Annotated in this window: 19 protein-coding genes; 6 read left to right on the forward strand and 13 right to left on the reverse strand. The window is 57.7% G+C overall.

Features of this window, described 5'->3' with window-relative positions; genetic code table 11:
• Window positions 1-302 precede the first annotated feature (302 nt).
• Window positions 303-1,181: a bifunctional methylenetetrahydrofolate dehydrogenase/methenyltetrahydrofolate cyclohydrolase FolD gene (gene folD / locus F8B91_RS12100; RefSeq protein WP_196504086.1), complete on the reverse strand. Its 879-nt coding sequence runs from the start codon at window positions 1,179-1,181 to the stop codon at window positions 303-305.
• 229 nt (window positions 1,182-1,410) lie between these two features.
• Between folD and F8B91_RS12105 the strand changes: the two genes are divergently transcribed.
• Window positions 1,411-3,354 (forward strand): tetratricopeptide repeat protein, encoded by a 1,944-nt coding sequence (locus F8B91_RS12105; protein ID WP_196504087.1) that lies wholly within the window; start codon window positions 1,411-1,413, stop codon window positions 3,352-3,354.
• A gap of 43 nt (window positions 3,355-3,397) precedes the next feature.
• Here F8B91_RS12105 and F8B91_RS12110 read toward each other — a convergent pair whose 3' ends face one another.
• Window positions 3,398-5,071 carry a formate--tetrahydrofolate ligase gene (locus tag F8B91_RS12110; RefSeq protein WP_196504088.1) on the reverse strand — a complete coding sequence of 558 codons (1,674 nt, stop codon included), beginning with the start codon at window positions 5,069-5,071 and terminating at the stop codon, window positions 3,398-3,400.
• A gap of 390 nt (window positions 5,072-5,461) precedes the next feature.
• On the opposite strand from F8B91_RS12110, the gene F8B91_RS12115 reads away from it, so the two are divergent.
• Window positions 5,462-5,671, forward strand: coding sequence for a cold-shock protein (locus F8B91_RS12115; RefSeq protein WP_196504089.1), 210 nt, complete (start codon window positions 5,462-5,464; stop codon window positions 5,669-5,671).
• Window positions 5,672-5,744: 73 nt separating this feature from the next.
• Here F8B91_RS12115 and F8B91_RS12120 read toward each other — a convergent pair whose 3' ends face one another.
• From F8B91_RS12120 to F8B91_RS12140, 5 genes are read right to left on the reverse strand one after another with little or no spacing between them, the layout of a single operon-like run.
• Window positions 5,745-6,677, reverse strand: a complete 933-nt coding sequence (locus F8B91_RS12120; protein WP_196504090.1) for a threonine/serine dehydratase — start codon at window positions 6,675-6,677, stop codon at window positions 5,745-5,747.
• A 15-nt stretch (window positions 6,678-6,692) separates the two neighbouring features.
• Window positions 6,693-7,964 (reverse strand): beta-ketoacyl-ACP synthase II, encoded by a 1,272-nt coding sequence (gene fabF / locus F8B91_RS12125; RefSeq protein ID WP_196504091.1) that lies wholly within the window; start codon window positions 7,962-7,964, stop codon window positions 6,693-6,695.
• Window positions 7,965-8,414 (reverse strand): MarR family winged helix-turn-helix transcriptional regulator, encoded by a 450-nt coding sequence (locus F8B91_RS12130; protein WP_196504092.1) that lies wholly within the window; start codon window positions 8,412-8,414, stop codon window positions 7,965-7,967.
• Between the two features lie 38 nt (window positions 8,415-8,452).
• Window positions 8,453-9,037, reverse strand: coding sequence for an alpha/beta hydrolase (locus tag F8B91_RS12135; protein ID WP_196504973.1), 585 nt, complete (start codon window positions 9,035-9,037; stop codon window positions 8,453-8,455).
• 5 nt (window positions 9,038-9,042) lie between these two features.
• On the reverse strand, window positions 9,043-9,981 hold the full coding sequence (locus F8B91_RS12140) for a VOC family protein (RefSeq protein WP_196504093.1): 939 nt from the start codon (window positions 9,979-9,981) through the stop codon (window positions 9,043-9,045).
• A 106-nt stretch (window positions 9,982-10,087) separates the two neighbouring features.
• On the opposite strand from F8B91_RS12140, the gene F8B91_RS12145 reads away from it, so the two are divergent.
• A complete protein-coding gene (locus F8B91_RS12145; RefSeq protein ID WP_196504094.1) occupies window positions 10,088-11,020 on the forward strand; it encodes a LysR family transcriptional regulator in 933 nt (310 codons plus the stop codon).
• Window positions 11,021-11,193: 173 nt separating this feature from the next.
• Entirely contained in the window at window positions 11,194-12,282 is a 1,089-nt protein-coding gene (locus F8B91_RS12150) for a PDZ domain-containing protein (protein ID WP_196504095.1), read from the forward strand.
• 26 nt (window positions 12,283-12,308) lie between these two features.
• On the opposite strand, the gene F8B91_RS12155 is transcribed toward F8B91_RS12150, so the two are convergent.
• The 3 genes from F8B91_RS12155 to F8B91_RS12165 are packed head-to-tail and all read right to left on the reverse strand — an operon-like array spanning window position 12,309 to window position 13,515.
• On the reverse strand, window positions 12,309-12,728 hold the full coding sequence (locus F8B91_RS12155) for a VOC family protein (protein WP_196504096.1): 420 nt from the start codon (window positions 12,726-12,728) through the stop codon (window positions 12,309-12,311).
• Window positions 12,725-13,129, reverse strand: coding sequence for a lysozyme inhibitor LprI family protein (locus F8B91_RS12160; protein WP_196504097.1), 405 nt, complete (start codon window positions 13,127-13,129; stop codon window positions 12,725-12,727). The genes F8B91_RS12155 and F8B91_RS12160 overlap by 4 nt, the downstream gene beginning before the upstream one ends.
• The gene (locus tag F8B91_RS12165; RefSeq protein WP_196504098.1) at window positions 13,126-13,515 is read right to left on the reverse strand and encodes a lysozyme inhibitor LprI family protein; all 390 of its coding nucleotides are present in this window, start codon (window positions 13,513-13,515) and stop codon (window positions 13,126-13,128) included. Before F8B91_RS12165 ends, F8B91_RS12160 begins: the two co-directional genes overlap by 4 nt.
• 91 nt (window positions 13,516-13,606) lie before the next feature.
• On the opposite strand from F8B91_RS12165, the gene F8B91_RS12170 reads away from it, so the two are divergent.
• Entirely contained in the window at window positions 13,607-14,434 is an 828-nt protein-coding gene (locus F8B91_RS12170) for a bifunctional allantoicase/(S)-ureidoglycine aminohydrolase (RefSeq protein ID WP_196504099.1), read from the forward strand.
• Entirely contained in the window at window positions 14,431-14,901 is a 471-nt protein-coding gene (locus tag F8B91_RS12175) for an ureidoglycolate lyase (protein ID WP_196504100.1), read from the forward strand. The genes F8B91_RS12170 and F8B91_RS12175 overlap by 4 nt, the downstream gene beginning before the upstream one ends.
• Here the strand turns inward: F8B91_RS12175 and F8B91_RS12180 are convergent.
• The 3 genes from F8B91_RS12180 to F8B91_RS12190 are packed head-to-tail and all read right to left on the reverse strand — an operon-like array spanning window position 14,898 to window position 18,255.
• Window positions 14,898-15,944: a threonine aldolase family protein gene (locus tag F8B91_RS12180; RefSeq protein WP_196504101.1), complete on the reverse strand. Its 1,047-nt coding sequence runs from the start codon at window positions 15,942-15,944 to the stop codon at window positions 14,898-14,900. The two genes, F8B91_RS12175 and F8B91_RS12180, sit on opposite strands and share 4 nt — an antisense overlap.
• A complete protein-coding gene (locus F8B91_RS12185) occupies window positions 15,941-17,344 on the reverse strand; it encodes an FAD-binding oxidoreductase (RefSeq protein ID WP_196504102.1) in 1,404 nt (467 codons plus the stop codon). The genes F8B91_RS12180 and F8B91_RS12185 overlap by 4 nt, the downstream gene beginning before the upstream one ends.
• Window positions 17,341-18,255: an L-threonylcarbamoyladenylate synthase gene (locus F8B91_RS12190; protein ID WP_196504103.1), complete on the reverse strand. Its 915-nt coding sequence runs from the start codon at window positions 18,253-18,255 to the stop codon at window positions 17,341-17,343. The genes F8B91_RS12185 and F8B91_RS12190 overlap by 4 nt, the downstream gene beginning before the upstream one ends.
• Between the last annotated feature and the right edge of the window lie 10 nt (window positions 18,256-18,265).

Raw genomic sequence — 18,265 nt, forward strand, 5'->3', positions numbered from 1 at the left:
GCATTTGCTGGTTGCAGCTATATCAGACAAACCGCGGCCGGAAAAGATCAGAACTCTACACTTGCGGCGGCCAACACTGCTGGATTGAAGGTAGTAAATCGAATTCAACAGCTATATGGCTCAGATGTGCGCTATGAGCCAGCCCGATCGAGCTGCAAGCGGTCCGGCGGCCTCTTCACGTGCACGATTACCCAGAAATACTGTGTCACCGGTGGGGAGCACCCACCATGCGAGTGGGAGAACGGCATGTGCGGTATGGGTTGACGGGGTGAAAGGGAGGGGCATGCGACTGCCCCTCGCGCTTACATCGCCGGCGCTTTGATGCCTTTGATCGCGCTGGCAGCCTTCACCGTGTTGTAAAGCAGGCAGGCAATCGTCATCGGGCCTACACCACCGGGCACGGGCGTGATTGCTCCGGCCACTTTTTCGCAGGATGCAAAATCACAATCGCCGACCAGCTTGGCCTTGCCGTCGCGTTCGATGCGGTTGATGCCGACGTCAATCACGGTTGCACCCGGCTTGATCCAGTCGCCCTTCACCATCTCGGGCCGGCCCACGGCGGCGATGACGAGATCGGCCTGCCGCACGATGGACGGTAAATCCTTCGATTTCGAATGCGCAATGGTCACTGTGCAATTCTCCGCCAGCAGCAGCTGCGCCACCGGCTTGCCGACGATGTTGGAACGTCCGATCACCACGGCATTGATGCCGGAAAGATCACCCAGCACATCCTTGGCCAGCATCACGCAGCCGGTCGGCGTGCAGGCGACAAGCGCCTCCTGGCCGGTGGAAAGGCGGCCCACATTGACCACATGGAACCCGTCCACATCCTTGGCCGGATCAATGGCGTTCAGCACCTTGGCTGAGTCGATCTGCTTGGGCAGCGGCATCTGCACGAGAATGCCATGCACCGACGAATCCTTGTTCAGCTTGTCCACCAGCGCGAGGAGATCGGATTCGGATGTATCGGCAGGCAGCTTGTGCTCCCACGAATTCATCCCCACTTCGACCGTCTGCTTGGCCTTGTTGGCCACATAGACTTTCGACGCCGGGTCTTCGCCAACCAACACCACGGCGAGGCCCGGGGTGAGGCCGTGCTCAGCCTTCAGCGTGCTCACCGCCCCGGCGATGCGCTTGCGCAAGCCCTCAGCAAAAGCTTTTCCGTCAATGAGTTTGGCCATGGTGCTTCCCCGTTCGAATTGTTGGCCATCACATAGCCAATCCATGCAGGGAAGCCAGCCTCAGTAACCGCTTTTTCGGTCAATTCCGTCATTTCGGTGACAATGGCCGCAACGCAGCATTCAATTTCACCGAACCCCAACCGCGCAACTGCAGCAAAGTGGCGAATTGCCAGCGTTTGACTCAGATTTGGGGTTGTATCAAGGTCGACTGCGGTTGGGGGATATCAAAATGTCAGCTTTGGTCTTTAGCCTCGCACGGTACCAATATGCCCGCCGCCTTTTGGCCGGACTGATTGTCTTGGTTGTCGGACTTATCATTGGCAGCCTATGGGGACCACGCGATGCTCTGGCTTCGCCACCCACCGGCGAATGCAAAACCATGTATTTGAAATGGCAGAAGCAAGGCGGATACGGATCTTTTGCTTGGTCTCAGCGTGGTGGCCGTTGCGGATATAACAACAACGCCCTTCATCAGGATGATTCCCGTGCAAGTGCCCTCAAGGCTTGTGCGCGGAATGATTGTGTCATTATCCAAACTCTGAATAGCCCCTCAGAATGGGTCTCCAATATCAAGACATGCTTTGATGGCAATGAAGGTGCCATAGAAGCATGTGGGTGGTTGATAAACAACCGCAAGGAAAAGGGTCGCGATCTGGGCTCGGATTACAACATGCTTGGCGTGATCTACGCCAAACAGGGCAATGCTGCCCTGGCACGGCAATACTATGATCTTGCCATCAAAGCCTATCCAAAGCAGGCATGGGCGATCAGCAATATCGGTCGGCAGATGTACGACAGAGGCGATTATCAAGGGGCTCTGGATTATCTGAAAAAAGCCGTGGCGCTGTTCAAGGATCCGGGACACTGCCAAGCGCCGGACTGCGATTTCCGCGCTCGCAACCAGGAAATGATTGAACAGATAAGCGGCGAGCTGGAACGGATTAAAACGGCAAACTCCTTCGCACTTTGTATCAGTGCAACATCATCAAAACTTGATTCCTGGAATACTGAAAGAATTTATGCGGCAGCCGAAGCCAAACGGCGCGGACTGACCTTGGGTGATTGCCGGGTGCTTGCGGGGCGCGAACGTGCCGTCAATACCTATGAAAACTACCCGCCACGGGGTGTCTGTGATGCAGGGCTTGATGATGCGCGCCTGGCCTTCAAGGGAACTGACTCTGACGCCGCGCGCGAGGCGCATCGGCGGAATTTCACTCTGGGCGATTGCCGGCGCCTGCTGGGCCTGCGGGAAAACCCGGTGCCTGAAGCCGTGACAAATGGTGCCACTCAGTTGCTCAGCCAGATTGAGCAATTCTCCAGCGGTGGCCATGAATTTGCCGATCCCGTTGCTATCGCCCGTGCCGTGAGCGAACTGAAAGCGGCTCTGGCAGATGGTAAAACGGAGGACGTTCAAGCCAAGACAGCGACTCTGGCGCAGCTTACATCCGTCAACAAAACCTTCTCCAGCTTCACCGTTTCTGTCGAAGCCCATAAAATAGATCTCGCCACCACAGAGCTGATGATCAACCGAGCCAAGCTCGCGTCCATGTCAGGATTTGCAAAGGACTATGTTTCACATCACCTGACGTCAGACAAGAATCCGCAATTGTTGGGCATCATCGACAATTTGGAAGACCAGGCGAAATCCTCCGCCGGTCCAGATCTCGCAAAGCTGGTGACAGACACGCTCAAAACCTTCGAGAACGCGGGGCTGCAAGGTGATGTCAAGGATGCGATGACGCCGCGCGTCAAGGCGGCCGAAGACGCTGCCGCCGTGCTGAACAGCGATATGCCAGACGAGGCCGTTATCAAATCTCTAGCCGCCGGCTCTGATGATGCCCCCTGGACAGCAATAGCCCGGCAGAGACTGGAAAGCCTGGCTTTGCATCTGGCGCCAGATGGCCGCTTCGCTCTCGAATTTGGCCCCTTCGCCGACCGGGCACGGGCCCTGGAAATCTGGGACCGGATCCAGAAGCTTTATCCAGACACGATCAGCAACATCAAGCCATTCGCGCCCGGAGGCAACGCCGGCACAGGAACGGCCATGCTCTATTTCGATTCCGATCTTTCTGGACCCGTTGCAATTTCAAGCTGCCGGTTGATGACAGCCGTCAGTGGGCAGTCATGCAAAGTAGTCGATGGAATCCAGAAAATATTGGTCAAAAAGCAATGAAATCCCTCGCTCCCGGCTGAGCCGGGAACGAGGGAAAAATTGCTTAGAACAAGCCTTCGATCTGGCCGCCCTTGCCGAGGCCGATCACTTCGGCTGATGGCACCTTGGGCAGGCCTGGCATGGTCATGATCTCACCGCAGACAACCACGATGAATTCCGCACCCGCCGAGAGGCGCACTTCGCGGATTGGGATCGTGTGGTTGGTGGGTGCACCCTTGAGGTTCGGGTCGGTCGAGAATGAATATTGCGTCTTGGCCATGCAGATCGGGAACTTGCCGTAACCGGCGGCTTCCCAGGTCTTGAGCTGGTCGCGCACGCTCTTGTCGGCGATGACGTCATCGGCGCGGTAGATTTCGCGGGCAATGGTCTTCACCTTGTCGAACAGCGAGAGCTCTTCGCCATAGATCGGCTTGAACTGCGAGCCCTTCTCGGCCAGCGTGACCACATGCTTGGCCAAAGCTTCCGTACCCTTGGAGCCTTCGGCCCAATGGGTGCACTTGAAGGCTTCCACGCCGTGTTCCTTGGCGAAGGCCTTGATCACTTCGATCTCGGCATCGGTGTCGGCGATGAAGTGGTTGATGGCGACAGCAATCGGCACACCGAACTTCTTCATGTTCTCAAGGTGACGGCCCAGATTGGCGCAGCCCTTCTTGAGCGCTTCCACATTTTCCTTCTTCAGATCTTCCTTGGCCACACCGCCATGCATCTTGAGGGCGCGCACGGTGGCGACGATCACGGCAGCAGCCGGGGTGAGGTTGGCCTTGCGGCACTTGATGTCGAAGAACTTTTCAGCGCCAAGGTCAGCGCCGAAACCTGCTTCGGTAACGACGTAATCAGCCAGCTTCAATGCCGTCTGCGTGGCCATGACCGAGTTGCAGCCATGGGCGATGTTGGCGAACGGACCGCCATGCACAAAGGCCGGATTGTTTTCCAGCGTCTGAACCAGGTTCGGCTGCAGCGCGTCCTTCAGCAGAACCACCATGGCGCCAGCGGCTTTGATATCCTTGGCGAGAACCGGGGTCTTGTCCTTCTTGTAGGCGACGACGATCTGGCCGATGCGGCGCTCAAGGTCGGCAATTGAAGTGGCGAGGCACAGGATGGCCATGATTTCCGAAGCCACCGTGATGTCGAAACCAGCTTCGCGTGGATAGCCGTTGGCCACGCCGCCCAGCGAGCAGACGATTTCGCGCAGCGCACGGTCATTCATGTCCATCACACGGCGCCAGGCCACGCGGCGGGTGTCGATGCCGAGCTCATTGCCCCAATAGATGTGGTTGTCGATCATCGCCGACAGCAGGTTGTGAGCTGAGGTGATGGCGTGGAAGTCACCGGTAAAGTGCAGGTTGATGTCTTCCATCGGAACGATCTGGGCATAACCGCCGCCAGCCGCACCACCCTTCATGCCGAAGCACGGGCCGAGTGATGGTTCGCGCAATGCGACGATGGCCTTCTTGCCGATCTTGTTGAGGCCGTCACCCAGACCCACGGTCGTGGTGGTCTTGCCTTCACCGGCAGGGGTTGGGTTGATGGCGGTGACGAGGATCAGCTTGCCGTCCGGCTTCTTGGCCAGCGTGTCGATATAGCTGAGTGTCACCTTGGCTTTGGTGTGGCCGTAAGGAACCAGGTCCGCCTCCGGAATGCCCAGCTTCTTGCCGATTTCCATGATCGGCTTCATCTTGGCTTCGCGTGCGATTTCGATATCGGATTTAACGGTCATTGCTTCCTCGGCGCTGGGGTTTGGGAATCTTGTTGGCGCGCACCATAAACATTTGCGTTTCAGTGCCACAACAAAATCCGTCTCAGCTCTATCTGTGAGCGACAAGGCGTTACGATGAACCGGGACGGTGAGGGTCCTCATCCGGTCGCCTTTTGGGCATTTGCCCGCCCGCTTCCCAAATGTCGCAAAATGCTCCGGAGCGCCGTTTAATCAATAGTGGCTTGTCAGGGTGCGACAACCTGTCTATAATGCTGCGGTCGAGTTTCCCTGGTTGGCGCTCTAGCTCTGCTCTTGAAACACAAGCGCCATTGCTTCTCCCTTCCAGATTCGATGCCCGGTTTGTCGTGTCTGCGAAAAACTGGAACAACATTGTCTTGAGAAGGAAAGTCTATGCAAAAAGGCACCGTTAAGTGGTTCAACACGCAAAAAGGCTACGGCTTCATTCAGCCTGAAGCAGGTGGTCCGGACGTGTTCGTCCACATCAGCGCTGTTGAAAAAGCTGGTCTGCGCGGCCTCAATGAAGGCCAGAAAGTCAGCTACGAAATCGTAGCCGACAAGCGCACCGGCAAATCTGCCGCCGACCAGCTGCAAGCCATCTAAAACGTCTACAAAAGCCGCACATCACTAAGCGCCGCATTCTTTCGGGCCAAGGAAAGAGTGCGGCTTTTGTTTTTCAAGTGAAACTCACGGCCGTGGTGTTGGCGCCGCACAGCAAAACCGCCACGCGTTCACCCGGCGATGGCTGGTATTTGCCCGACAGCAGCGCGGCAAATGCACAAGCTCCGCCCGGTTCCGCCACCACGCGCATCTCCCGCCACAAGGCCGCTTGAGCCGCGCGAATATCATCATCCGAAACCAGCAAGCTTTGTGTGATGTATCGCTGCGCCACCGGGAACATCAAAGCGCCTACCTGTTTGGGTGAAAGTGAATCTGATGCAATGCCGTCAGTGGGTGCATCGACGGGCCGGCCCGCCGCGAGCGCCATATGCAGCGTGGGTGATCCTTCCGGCTCCACCGCCACCACCTTCACGCGATTTTCAAACCAGGCCGCAATGCCGCCGATCAATCCACCGCCGCCCACCGCAACCAGCAACGTATCAACCTCCGGCGCATCTTCCTCCAGCTCGAGCCCGACTGTGCCCTGCCCCATCATCGTCTCCACCTGCTCGAAAGCGTGGATCGGCATGGCACCGGTTTTCGCCACATGCGCCTGGCTGGCGGCCAGCGCATCGGCGTAGCGCGCCCCACCGATCACCAGATCCGCACCATAGGACCGTATGGCATCAGCCTTGGCTGGCGAAGTGACTTCAGGAACAAAAATGCTGGCTTTGTGCCCCGCAGCCCGCGCCGCATAGGCCACCGCAGCACCATGATTGCCACCTGATGCCGCAACCACACCAGCCGCCGGCACGGGCCGCGTGAGCATGTTGGTGAAAGCTCCGCGCGCCTTGAAAGAGCCCGACACCTGCATGTATTCGTGCTTGAAGATGATCTCTGGCACGGCAAGCGCGAAATCCGCACCCTTCACGGAAGTGATAGGCGTGCGGCGGATATGCGGGCGGATGGCCTTGTAAGCTTCGGCAATCTTGTCTTTCGAAATACTCATCCCGCGCCCTGCGTTTCAAACCGGCTTGGAGAATATCACACTCGCATTCACACCGCCAAAGCCGAAACCGTTGGACAAAACATGCTGGAAAGTTTTGCTCTCAGCCTTGGGGCCGACCAGTTTCAACCCTTCCGCCAGCGGGTCTGGATTGGTGAGGTTCAATGTCGGCGGCATCACACCTTTGATCAAAGACATGATGGCGAAGATCGCTTCCACACCACCCGCCGCACCGAGCAGATGACCCGTGGCGGATTTGGTGGCGCTGATCGCCACATCAGCGCTCATGCCGAACAACCGCTTGATCGCCATCAGCTCGCCCTTGTCGCCCACTGGCGTTGAGGTGGAATGCGCATTGATATGACCGATATCGGCGGGCGAAAGCTTCGCGTCTCGCAATGCAATTTCCATTGCACGCCGCGCGCCTTCGCCATCCTCCGGCCCGGCGGTAAGATGATAGGCATCGGCGGTGGTGCCATAGCCCGAAACCTCGGCAATGATCGTGGCACCGCGCGCCTTGGCATGCGCTTCGGATTCGATCACCAATATGCCAGCACCCTCGCCCATCACAAAACCATCACGCGCGGAATCAAACGGCCGCGAAGCCTGTTCGGGATGATCGGTGAAACCAGTAGAGAGCGCGCGTGCGGCGGCAAAGGAGCCGAGCGACACGCGGTCAATGCAGGCTTCTGCCCCGCCGCAGATTGCCACGTCGGCTTCACCCGCGCGGATCATCCGCGCCGCATCGCCAATCGCCTGAACGCTGGCGGCGCAGGCCGTAACCGGCGCACCCATGGGCCCGCGGAAACCATGCAGGATGGAAACCCAGCCCGAAGCGAGGTTGGCCAGAAAGGCCGGCACGGTGAAAGGCGACAGGCGGCGCACGCCGGAAGTGTTCACTGTTTCGATGGCATGGCGGATGGTGACAAAGCCACCGATACCGGAGGCAATCACGGTGGCAGTACGCGTGCGCTGGTCTTCGGTTTCTGGCTTCCATCCCGCCTGTGCGATGGCTTCGCTGGCCGCCTGGATGGCGAAGGCGATGAAACGGTCCATCTTCTTCTGGTCTTTGACAATGATGGCCTTGTCGATATCGAAACCGGCTTCGGCATCTTCCGCAATCGAAGGCACCACGCCGCCCACCTTGGCAGCGAGATCAGGCACGATCTCTTCCGGCAAACGGCGCAGGCCGGAACGTCCGGCCAGCAAACGCGCCCACACCTTGTCCACCCCAACGCCCAGCGGTGAAACGATGCCCATGCCGGTAACGACAACTTTGGTTCTGCTCATTTAGAGTGTCTCCTTCAATTTGCTCTGCGCCACGCGTTCGATCTTGCGCAGAATATTGCGCGCCCGATCTGCATCAGCGCCCAATGCGGCTTCGAATTCGGCTTGAGTTTGGTGCCAGATTTTGACAGCGCGCTTCAGCACCGCAGCACCAGCCGGAGTGAGCTTCACGCTCTGCCCGCCGCGCCCGCGCGCATTGTCGCTTTCAACCCACTTGTTCTTCTTGAGTACGGCAAGATTGCGGGTGAGAGCCGAGGCCTCAATATCCAGCGACCGCGACAGCGTGGCCACCGAGGCATCCTTGCTCTGGTTCAACGCCACCAGCACGGAGAACTGGCTGATCCGCAGGCCCACTTTCTGCATGCGCGCATCAAGCACCCGCGTAATCGCCCGCGCCGTAGAGCGCGCGCGAAAGCCGAAACAATTCTCAGGGATATAGGCGAGGTCCAGCATTTAACATGCATATACATGATTAAATGCTGGACTGCAAATCAGCGCAGAAAATCCTGCACCGCCGCCAGTTCTTCATTGCGGAGTTCATGCCCGCCCTGGTGCCAATGCAATTCTGCCTCAACACCTTGCGCCTTGAACCAATCAGCCAGAGTCTGCGTCATCGGCGCCGGACAGATCGGATCGTGCTTCCCCGCCGTAATCAGCACACGGGTTCCCTTCAGATCAACCGGCGCTGGCTGCCAGGGGATCAGCGGATGCATCAGGATCACATCGCTGAATAATTGAGGCCGCGCCATCACTACCGAAGCCAGAATGTTGGCTCCGTTCGAATAGCCAAGCCCGATCACCCGGGGTGCATCGCCCTTATGCGCAGCGACAAAATCCGCCATCGCACTGGTGCGCTGCGCCAGATCTTCCATGTCATAGACGCCTTCCGCCTTGCGGCGGAAATAACGCAGCATGCCCTGCTCCGAAACGTCGCCGCGCGGGCTGATCACATGGGCTTGCGGCATCAACTCCTGCGCCAGGCCATGAAACTGGTTCTCGTTGCCGCCGGTGCCATGAAACGTAAAAATAAGTGGAGCGCCGGGCGAACCCGGCGTCTCATTGAATGTGTAGGTCATGGCGCTCACGCTGCATCAATGATCGGCTGCAGCGACTTGTCCAGCATGGCGCGTAAGTGTTCATGCTGCTTGGGCAGGCGCAAGCCTTCACCCAGATGTGCCAGCTCTTCATCGCGCGCAAAGCCCGGCTCATTGGTGGAGACTTCGAACAGCACGCCACCCGGCGTGCGAAAGTAAATCGCCCAAAAATAATCGCGGTCAATCACCGGCGTCACCTGATAGCCGGTGTCCATCAGCGCCTTGCGCACTTCGAGCTGCTTGGCGCGGTTCTCCACCGCAAAAGCCACATGATGCACCGTGCCTGAACCGGCACGCGCCATCGCTGCGCCCGGCAGCGTCTGCAGGTCAATCACATCGGCACCATTGCCGCCCTCCATCACAAAGCGATGCACATCGCCACGCTTTTCCTGAGCCGTGTACCCCATGAACTTCAGCAGTTCGGCAGTGGCACCTTCATCGCGCAGCCGCAGGCTGGTGGAATGAAACCCACGAATGGCATGATCGCCATCAACACCGCCTTGCGTCCATGGTGCACGCTTGTCGCCTTCGGTTTCCACCAAAGCGAAACTGTCACCATCAACACCGGTGAAGTGCAGCTGCTTGGCGCCGAAGCTCTCATCTTTCGAAAGCCCGCCCACCTTGTGTGCGGTCAAACGCTCCTCCCAGTAGCCCAGCGAGCCCTTGGGCACCGAGAACAACGTGCGGCCGACCTCGCCCACGCCCGGCGTGGCGCGGCCAATATTGGGGAATGGAAAATACGTCATCACCGAGCCGGGTGTGCCCTGCTCGTCGCCGTAATAGAGATGATAGACATCCGGCGCGTCGAAATTCACCGTCTTCTTCACCCGGCGCAGGCCAAGCGTTTTTGTGAAGAAGTGATTGTTGTTTTGCGCATCCCCGGCAAATGAAGTGACGTGATGCAGACCCTTGATGGCATTGATCATGATGATCCTCGCTTTCTGTTGAGCAGAAGATGGGCGCGAAAATGCCTTTCCACAATCCGGAATAAAATGCATAATCTATTTCTAAATTTGAAATAATGACCCAGCCATGATCGGGAAAATTGAACGTATACAAGCCTTTGCCGAAGTAGCCCGGCGCGAAAACTTCTCCGCCGCTGCCCGCGCGCTGAACCTCTCACCGCCCGGCATCACCCGGTTAGTGGCGGAGTTGGAACGTGATCTCAGCGTCCAGCTTCTGGTGCGCACCACACGCAAGGTGGCTCTCACCACCGCAGGCCGCCTCTATCTCGACAAGGTGGAGGACGTGCTCAAAAATTTGCGCGATGCCGATGAACTGGTACGCGCCGAGCAGAACCAGTTGGCCGGGCACTTGCGCATTTCAGCGCCCTTGTCTTTCGGCCAGCGCTATCTCGCCACCGCCGTCAATCGCTTCCGCATCCTGCATGACAAGATCAATATCACCCTCACACTGGATGACAGCCTGGCAGATTTGCTGAGCGATGAATTTGACATGGCGCTGCGCATCGCCGGCCCACCGAAAGATCAATCCGCCATCTGGCGCAAGATGAGCCTGATGCCGCGCGTGTTGGTGGCAGCGCCGTCTTATCTCTCAAGGCGCGGCACGCCCCACACGCCGGGCGATCTCAAGGCGCACAACTGCCTCGGCTATGCTCACGCCGGCGAGCAGCCATCATGGGTTTTGAGCAAGACCAGGAAAACCGAAACCGTGCCGCCGCAAGCCTTCTGCTTTTCCTGCAACAATGGCGACCTGCTGGCCGATCTCGCCGCCCTAGGCGAAGGCATCGCCCTGCTGCCGGGCTTCATCGTGGATGACAGCATCAACGGCGGCACGCTTGTGGAAATCATGAGCGATTGGGCCGCCCCAGAAATCTGGCTCAGCGCCGTCTATCCGCCGTTTGAAAAGCTGCCTGCGAAGGTCGCGGTTTTCACACAATTTATCGAGGATGCGATGGCGGATCGGGGGCAAGTTGATCTCAGTACATCTCCGCACAAATCTTGAAAATTCGGGCAAATACGGCAATCGGATCAGGAGGAAGTTTACACATCAAAGGCCGCATGCTTTCCTCAATTACAGACGAGAGAAACTGTCATCACCTCCTGCCGAGCAGCCTGGGCCATGTTTGCGTGAGTTGCGGCAATGACGACCTAACTGATCAATGAGTGAGTTACGGAATGAAAATTTTTGTCGCACTCTTAACCCTCATTTGTATTGCTCTCACTTTAAACCTCTCGTCGGCAGAGGCAGGAAGCTGCATTGCATTATCGGTGGGCAATACCAGCAAGGGAATTATCGGAGGTTTTGCTAGGGCTGAAAGCTGTGCCGCTGCCAAAACCAGCGCCTTGACGCAATGCCGTTACTTAGAGCGAGCAAGCTGCGAGATCATTTCAACTCACGAAGATGGCTGTGGTTATGTCACCTCATACTACACCCGCAATGGAAGCAATTTTTGGGTTGAAGCGGAAACACCCAATCTTTCGATTGGCAAAGCGCTTTCGAAAGGAGCCATCAATTACAAGGTGCCAGTGGGCGCCTGTTCCTCTCAATATCCCCAAGCGGTATCGGAAGAAGGCGAAGACGATGATGAAGAGGCCTTCAGGCAAGACGAGGAGGCTGCCAAGCAGATGCACCTGCCAGGGCTGACCTCTAAATCACCAGTCCCATCACAAAATGAAGGCTCGGTAGCGTCCGAGGATCAGATGGCCTTAGAGGACGACCCAACCCCGGACGTGCCACCATCCAACTCTAAAAAAATCTTCAATGACAGAATTTCAGACAACGCCAACGAGCCTGCTCCGTTTGCGAGGGCAGATGATTCCGAAAACTCACTCACTGATCTAAGCCAAGATGCAGCGCCGGCATCAACCTATAAAAAAATCTACAGTGACAGAATCTCGGCCAGCACTGGCCAGACTTCTCCCGAATCTGCCATGGAGGATGCGTTCGCCAACAGCGTTACGAGCATGGGCATAACATTCGCTGACATTACCGATCAGCTGCGCGCCAGGTATTCGATTGATTCTCACGTTTCGGCACCTGTTGTCATCAAAGTGGCAAGTGGCAGCGAAGCCGAGAAAAAGGGCATCAAGGCGGGCGACGTGATTCTCGGCACGACCGACGAAAACACTTCCGATTCCTTGAGCCTGGGCTTGGCCATCAGGAAATACGAGGCTCGCGGCCAAGCCAGCACGCTTCTCCGCATTTCGCCGCTGGGCCAGCGGAACAACATTTCGTTTCAAATACTCCAAAACGGGACGCGTTGATGAAAACCTAGAAATTGCCGCGAATTTCACCAATCCGCCACGCGGTCACCGCCGACGAATTGCGCGCTCTTCGCTGTATATTCAAACAGCTCGATGCGCTCGCCTGATGGGCCCTTGGTCCAGGCCTGCCAGGTATCATCCACGCCATATTTCTTGTCGGTGATTTTAACGCCCTTGGCGCGGATTTGGCTGATCGCCTCGTCAATCGACGTCACTTCCAGGCAGAAATGATTGATCGCGCCAAGTGAAGGGAACGGCGCTTCGGCATGAATGAAAATTTCAATCCAGGTGCGGGCACCCGCCTCGATATAAAGCCCGATCTTCTTGCCGCTCTTGGAAAACTCAAACGCCTTGTTGAGGCCCAGCACATCGCAATAGAAATGCTCTGACGCGGCGAGATCATGCGTCATCATGCAGGCATGGGCGATTTGTTTGACAAAGCTCATTCGGGCAACAATCCTCTCAGGTCTTTCACACGTTCTTCAGTAAGCGAGGCACGGCAGCCGCCCATCAAGGGCCCCTCGCCGGTGCCACCATGCATGGGCAGGCCGGCCGCGACACATTCGGCATCACGATAAGCCAGCCAGGCGCGCTGCGATGCCAGCAATGTCTTGGCATAATAGCCATCATTCTCGCCGCTCTCCTGATCACTTTGTGCGGCCCATTCTTTCAGCTTGGGCCATAGCGCGTTCAATTCTTTGTCGGCTTTGTCGAAGGCAATATCGGCACACTGGTTCATGTCTGCAGTCGTCTGAGGCTCATCACAATTAAGAGCGTCGTCTGCATGCGCGCCGGCAGGCCAAAATAGTGCGAGACCCAACAGAAAATGTGCCGGCGTGATTTTCATTCCAGACCCCAATCATTCAATTCCTTGATGCGCGCCTCGGTCTGCGCCGCCAGGCAATTGTTCACCAGCATCGGCTCAATCGAGCCGCCATGGCCCTCAAAGCCCAGCCATTTGCATTGCGCATCGCGGTAAGCCAGCCATGCCTTCTGCGAAGCCAGCAAAGCCTCGGCATAATCATGCTTGCCGCTGTCCTTGTCGCTGTCTTCGGCCGCCGCCTTGATCTTGGGCCAGATCGCGTTCAGCGCCTTGTCGGCCTTGCCATATTCAAGCTGCGCGCACAGCGTCATGTCATTCTGGCTCTGCGCATTGGCACAATCCGGCGCATCATCCGCCAAGGCCGGGGCCAGCGGAAGCCCGAGCGCCAAAGCCACAATTATCCATTTCATGCGACCACCTCACCATCAATTGCCAAGCGGGGTGAGGTTGCCATATCCTGTCGTAAAATCAAATCAGGGTATTTGGGAAACGCAAGGCTCCATGACCGATTCAAATTATTTCGCACCCCATGGCGGCCTGCCGCCGCAAACCCAGCTGCTCAGCGGCCGGGCAGTTTTCACTGAAGCCTATGCCGTCATCCCCAAGGGCGTGATGCAGGACATCGTGACCAGCGAATTGCCCTTCTGGGAAAAAACCCGCTGCTGGATCCTGGCGCGCCCGCTATCCGGATTTTCCGAAACCTTCACCGAATATATCATGGAAGTGTCACCCGGCGGCGGCAGCAAGAACCCCGAGCCGGACGCTGAGGTGCAAGCCGTGCTGTTCGTGATGGAAGGCAGGGGCACGCTGAATGTGGCCGGCAAGACCCATGCATTGGAACCCGGCTCATACGCTTACATCCCCGCGGGCACGGCCTGGACCATCAGCAATGAAAGCAAAGCCCCCATCCGCTTCATGTGGGTGCGCAAAGCTTACGAAGCAGTGCAAGGCATCGACAAGCCGGAAGCTTTTTTCCTGAATGAACATGATGTGGTGCCGGGTTCGATGCCGGGCACCAAAGGCGCATGGTCCACCACGCGCTTTGTCTCGCCCACCGATTTGCGCCACGACATGCATGTGAACATCGTCAATTTCGAACCGGGCGGCGTGATCCCGTTCATGGAAACCCATGTGATGGAACACGGGCTTTACGTGCTGGAAGGCAAGGCGGTCTACCGGCTGAACAGCGACTGGGTGGAAGTGGAGGCCGGCGATTTCATGTGGCTGCGCGCTTTCTGTCCGCAAGCCTGTTACGCGGGCGGCCCCGGCCGTTTCCGCTATTTGCTCTACAAGGATGTGAACCGCCATCCGAAGCTGCGCTACAGATGAAAATCGAAAAGCTGACGCGCAAAGGTTTCGCTGCTTTCGGTGATGTGATCGAACTGGCTGGTGCCAAGCACTACGGCATCAACCAGGGTTTTGCTGAGCGATATGATGACCTATGCAATGTTGATGTGATCGAAGGTGGTGCCGTCAAAGTCTCACTCTTCGACGTGAAGCCGCGCCCGCATCCGATCTGCATTGACCTGATGGAACGCCACCCTTTGGGCAGCCAGGCGTTCTACCCGCTTCAGGATGAAGATTGGCTGGTGCTGGTCTGCGGTGCCCCCAAGGACGAAAACTCATACCGCTGCTTTCGCGCCACGGGGAAACAGGGCATCAACTATGCCCGTAACACCTGGCATTTCCCGCTGCTGGTTTTTGCGCCATCAAGATTCATCATCGTGGACCGCAAGGGCCCCGGCAACAATCTGGAAGAAGTAATGCTGGAAAAGGCGCTCTTTTTGGCGCCCTAATTCCCCAGCCGCTTCACCAACCCGGCAAACTTCGCCACATCGGCCTCCGGCGTGGCAAACGACAATACCAGCCGCGCGCAGCATTCATCTGCTGCCAATCCGTCCAGCGGCCATTCGTAAAATTTCACGCCTTCTTTTTCGAGCGCTTCGAACAAACGGCGCGGCATGATCGGGAACACTTCATTGGCTTCAACGGGCGCGGCCAGCCGCACGCCACTCACCGCAGTGAGCGCAGCAGCAGCTTCCGCCGCACGCACATTGGCGTAACCGGCATTCTTCAGCCACAGATCATCCTTCAGATAGGCATGCATCTGTGCTGAAAGAAAACGGCCTTTGGAGAGCAACTGCCCGGCCCGCTTGCGGCGATAGAGAAAATCCTCTGCCAGAGCTTCATCAAAGAACACCACGCTTTCCAAAATCATCGCACCATTCTTGGTGCCGCCGAAGGACAGCACATCAATGCCGGCCTTCCACGTCATCTCAGCCGGCGTGCAGCCCAGCCACACCAAGGCATTGGCAAAGCGCGCGCCATCCATATGTACCTTGAGGCCCGCCTTGTGGGCCACATCACTCAGCGCCTTGATCTCTGCCAGCGTGTAAACGCGGCCCAGTTCTGTGGCTTGCGACAGCGAAAGCGCCGATGGCTTCGGCCCATGCTCGCCATGCACATATTGCGCAATCTTCGCGGAAACCGAATCCGGCGTGATCTTGTTGCCGGCACCCGGCACCGTCAGCAACTTGGCTCCACCGGTAAAAAGCTCCGGGCAGTTGCATTCATCGGTGCTGATATGCGCGTCTTGGTGGCAGATAATGCCGCCAAATGGCGGGCACAAAGCTGAAAGTGAAAGACTGTTCGCACCCGTGCCGTTCATCACCGAGAAGGCCCGCACCGGCTTTTCAAACAGTTTGGAAAGCGCGGCCTCAGCCTCCTTGGCGCTGTCGTCATGGCAATAGGACACATCGGTGAGGCGCGCATTCGCCGCCACAATGGCATCCATGATCTGCGGGTGAACGCCATACACATTGTCGGAATTGAAATTCATGATTCACTTTCTAAAGGAAGAACGCGTCCGGGATTGAGAATATTCTTGGGGTCGAAGGCTTGCTTGAGGCTGCGCATCATGTCGAGCTCGACCGGCGATTTGATCTTCAGCATGTCTTGCGCCTTGAGCCGCCCAATGCCATGTTCGGCACTGATTGAGCCATTGCGCTTCAGCACTTCAGCAAACACCACTTCATTCATCGCCTGCCACTGTGCAAGAAAGGCCTGCTTGTCCATGCCCACCGGCTGGCTCACATTGAAGTGAATATTGCCGTCGCCCATATGCCCAAACGGGCAAGGCCGGGCACCCGGCATGAAACGCGCCACTGCTGCGATGGCCGCTTCGAGAAAATCGGGAACGCGTGAAACCGGCACGGAAACATCATGCTTGATCGAGCCGCCTTCGAATTTCTGCGACTCCGACAGACTCTCGCGCATATGCCAGAAGCTCTGACGTTGCGCTTCTGATTGCGCCAATGCGCCATCGGTGAGCACTCCCTTGGTAAGGGAGAGGTCTAGCACCTCTTCAACGCTCTCCGACGATCCATCGGCAATTTCAAACAATACATACCAGGGCGAAGCAGTGCTGAGCGGATTGACCGCCTGCATATGCTGAACCGCAAAGCCCACGCCAATTGCAGGCAGCAATTCAAACGCCACCACATGCCCATTGCTGCCCTTCACCAGATGCAGCAACTCCAGCGCCGCCTGCGGCGTGGACACGGCGCAGAAACACGTGTCATAACGGCGCGGGCGCGGAAACAGTTTCAGCACCGCAGCAGTGATCACCCCCAGCGTGCCTTCAGCGCCGATGAACAGATCCTTCAGATCATAGCCCGTATTGTCCTTGCGCAACGAGCGTAGACCATCCCAGATGCGGCCATCCGCCAGCACCACTTCAAGCCCCAAACAAAGCTCGCGCGTGTTGCCATAAGCCAACACGTTCAACCCGCCCGCATTGCTCGACAGATTGCCGCCAATCCGCGCCGAACCTTCCGAGGCCAGCGACAGCGGGAACAGCCGGTCCACTTCCTCCGCCGCCTTCTGCACATTCTGCAAAATGCAGCCAGCCTCCACTGTCATCGTATTATTGGCTGCATCAACTTCGATCACCCGCGTCATCCGGTTGAGCGACAGCAGCACTTCATCGCCCTGCGGGATCTGTCCGTTCACCAGTCCGGTATTGCCGGATTGCGGCACGATCCTGGTATTCGTTTCATGCGCCAGTTTCAGAATGGCGGAAATCTCCGCAGTGTTCGCCGGCCGCAGCACAACCGGCGTGGTGCCGCGCCACATATCGCGCCATTCTTTTAAGTAGGGCACCTGGTCAGCGGCATCGGTGATTGCGTTCTTCTCACCGACGATGGCAATGAATCTGTCACGCAAATTTTGATCCATCATGCCCTCGGTGCCGCCGCACGTTTCAAGCGATCGTTGATCGCCTCCCCCAACCCCATCTCGGGAATCGCAGCTACGGCAATTGTTGAGGAATTGGCGTTATCCAATTGATGCAGCATGGCAAAAAGATTTGCTGCAGCCTCCACCACATCGCCCGTGCGCGACAGGTTGAGCGGCGCATCAAGCGCCCCAAATCCCAACCGTGCTTCGCCCTCACGCCACTCTTTCGCATTGAGCCGCATGACAGCGCGCGGCGCATAATGAGACTCGAGTTGCCCTGGCGCGTGCAGGGGTCCGGCCACGGGTGCTTGCAGTTTTTGACCCAGGGCATCTTCTATTTTTTCGCGTGCAAGGCCGCCCGCGCGCAACAGGCGTGGCATATCATCAAGCAAGCTCACCACGGTGGATTCGACCCCGACTGCAGATGGCCCACCATCAAGAATGAAATCAACCTTGTCGCCCAAACCCTCACGCACGTGTTGCGAAGTGGTTGGGCTGATGCGGCCCGAAGGATTGGCAGAAGGTGCCACCACCGGGCGGCCTACTGCGCGCAACAATTCCAGCGCCAGAGGATGCTGCGGCACGCGGAGCGCAATCGATGGCAGCCCCGCCGAAGCCAGCAACGAGACCGGGCAGCCCGCCTTGCGCGGCAGCACCAGCGTCAACGGCCCCGGCCAGAACCGCGCCGCCAAAGTCAAAGCCGCCGCCGGAAATTCCGCCAACGCAAAAGCGTCCTCAACATCGGTCACATGCGAAATCAGCGGATTGAATTGCGGCCGCCCTTTGGCCGCATAAATCCGCGCCACGGCACGGTCATCAGTGGCATCGGCCCCCAACCCGTAAACCGTCTCGGTCGGGAAAGCCACCAGGCCACCGCCAAGCAAAATAGTCGCTGCTGTCTCCATATCCGTCATGGCCGCGCCC

The sequence above is a fragment of the Aestuariivirga litoralis genome (genome assembly GCF_015714715.1).
GTDB classification, from domain to species: domain Bacteria; phylum Pseudomonadota; class Alphaproteobacteria; order Rhizobiales; family Aestuariivirgaceae; genus Aestuariivirga; species Aestuariivirga litoralis_A.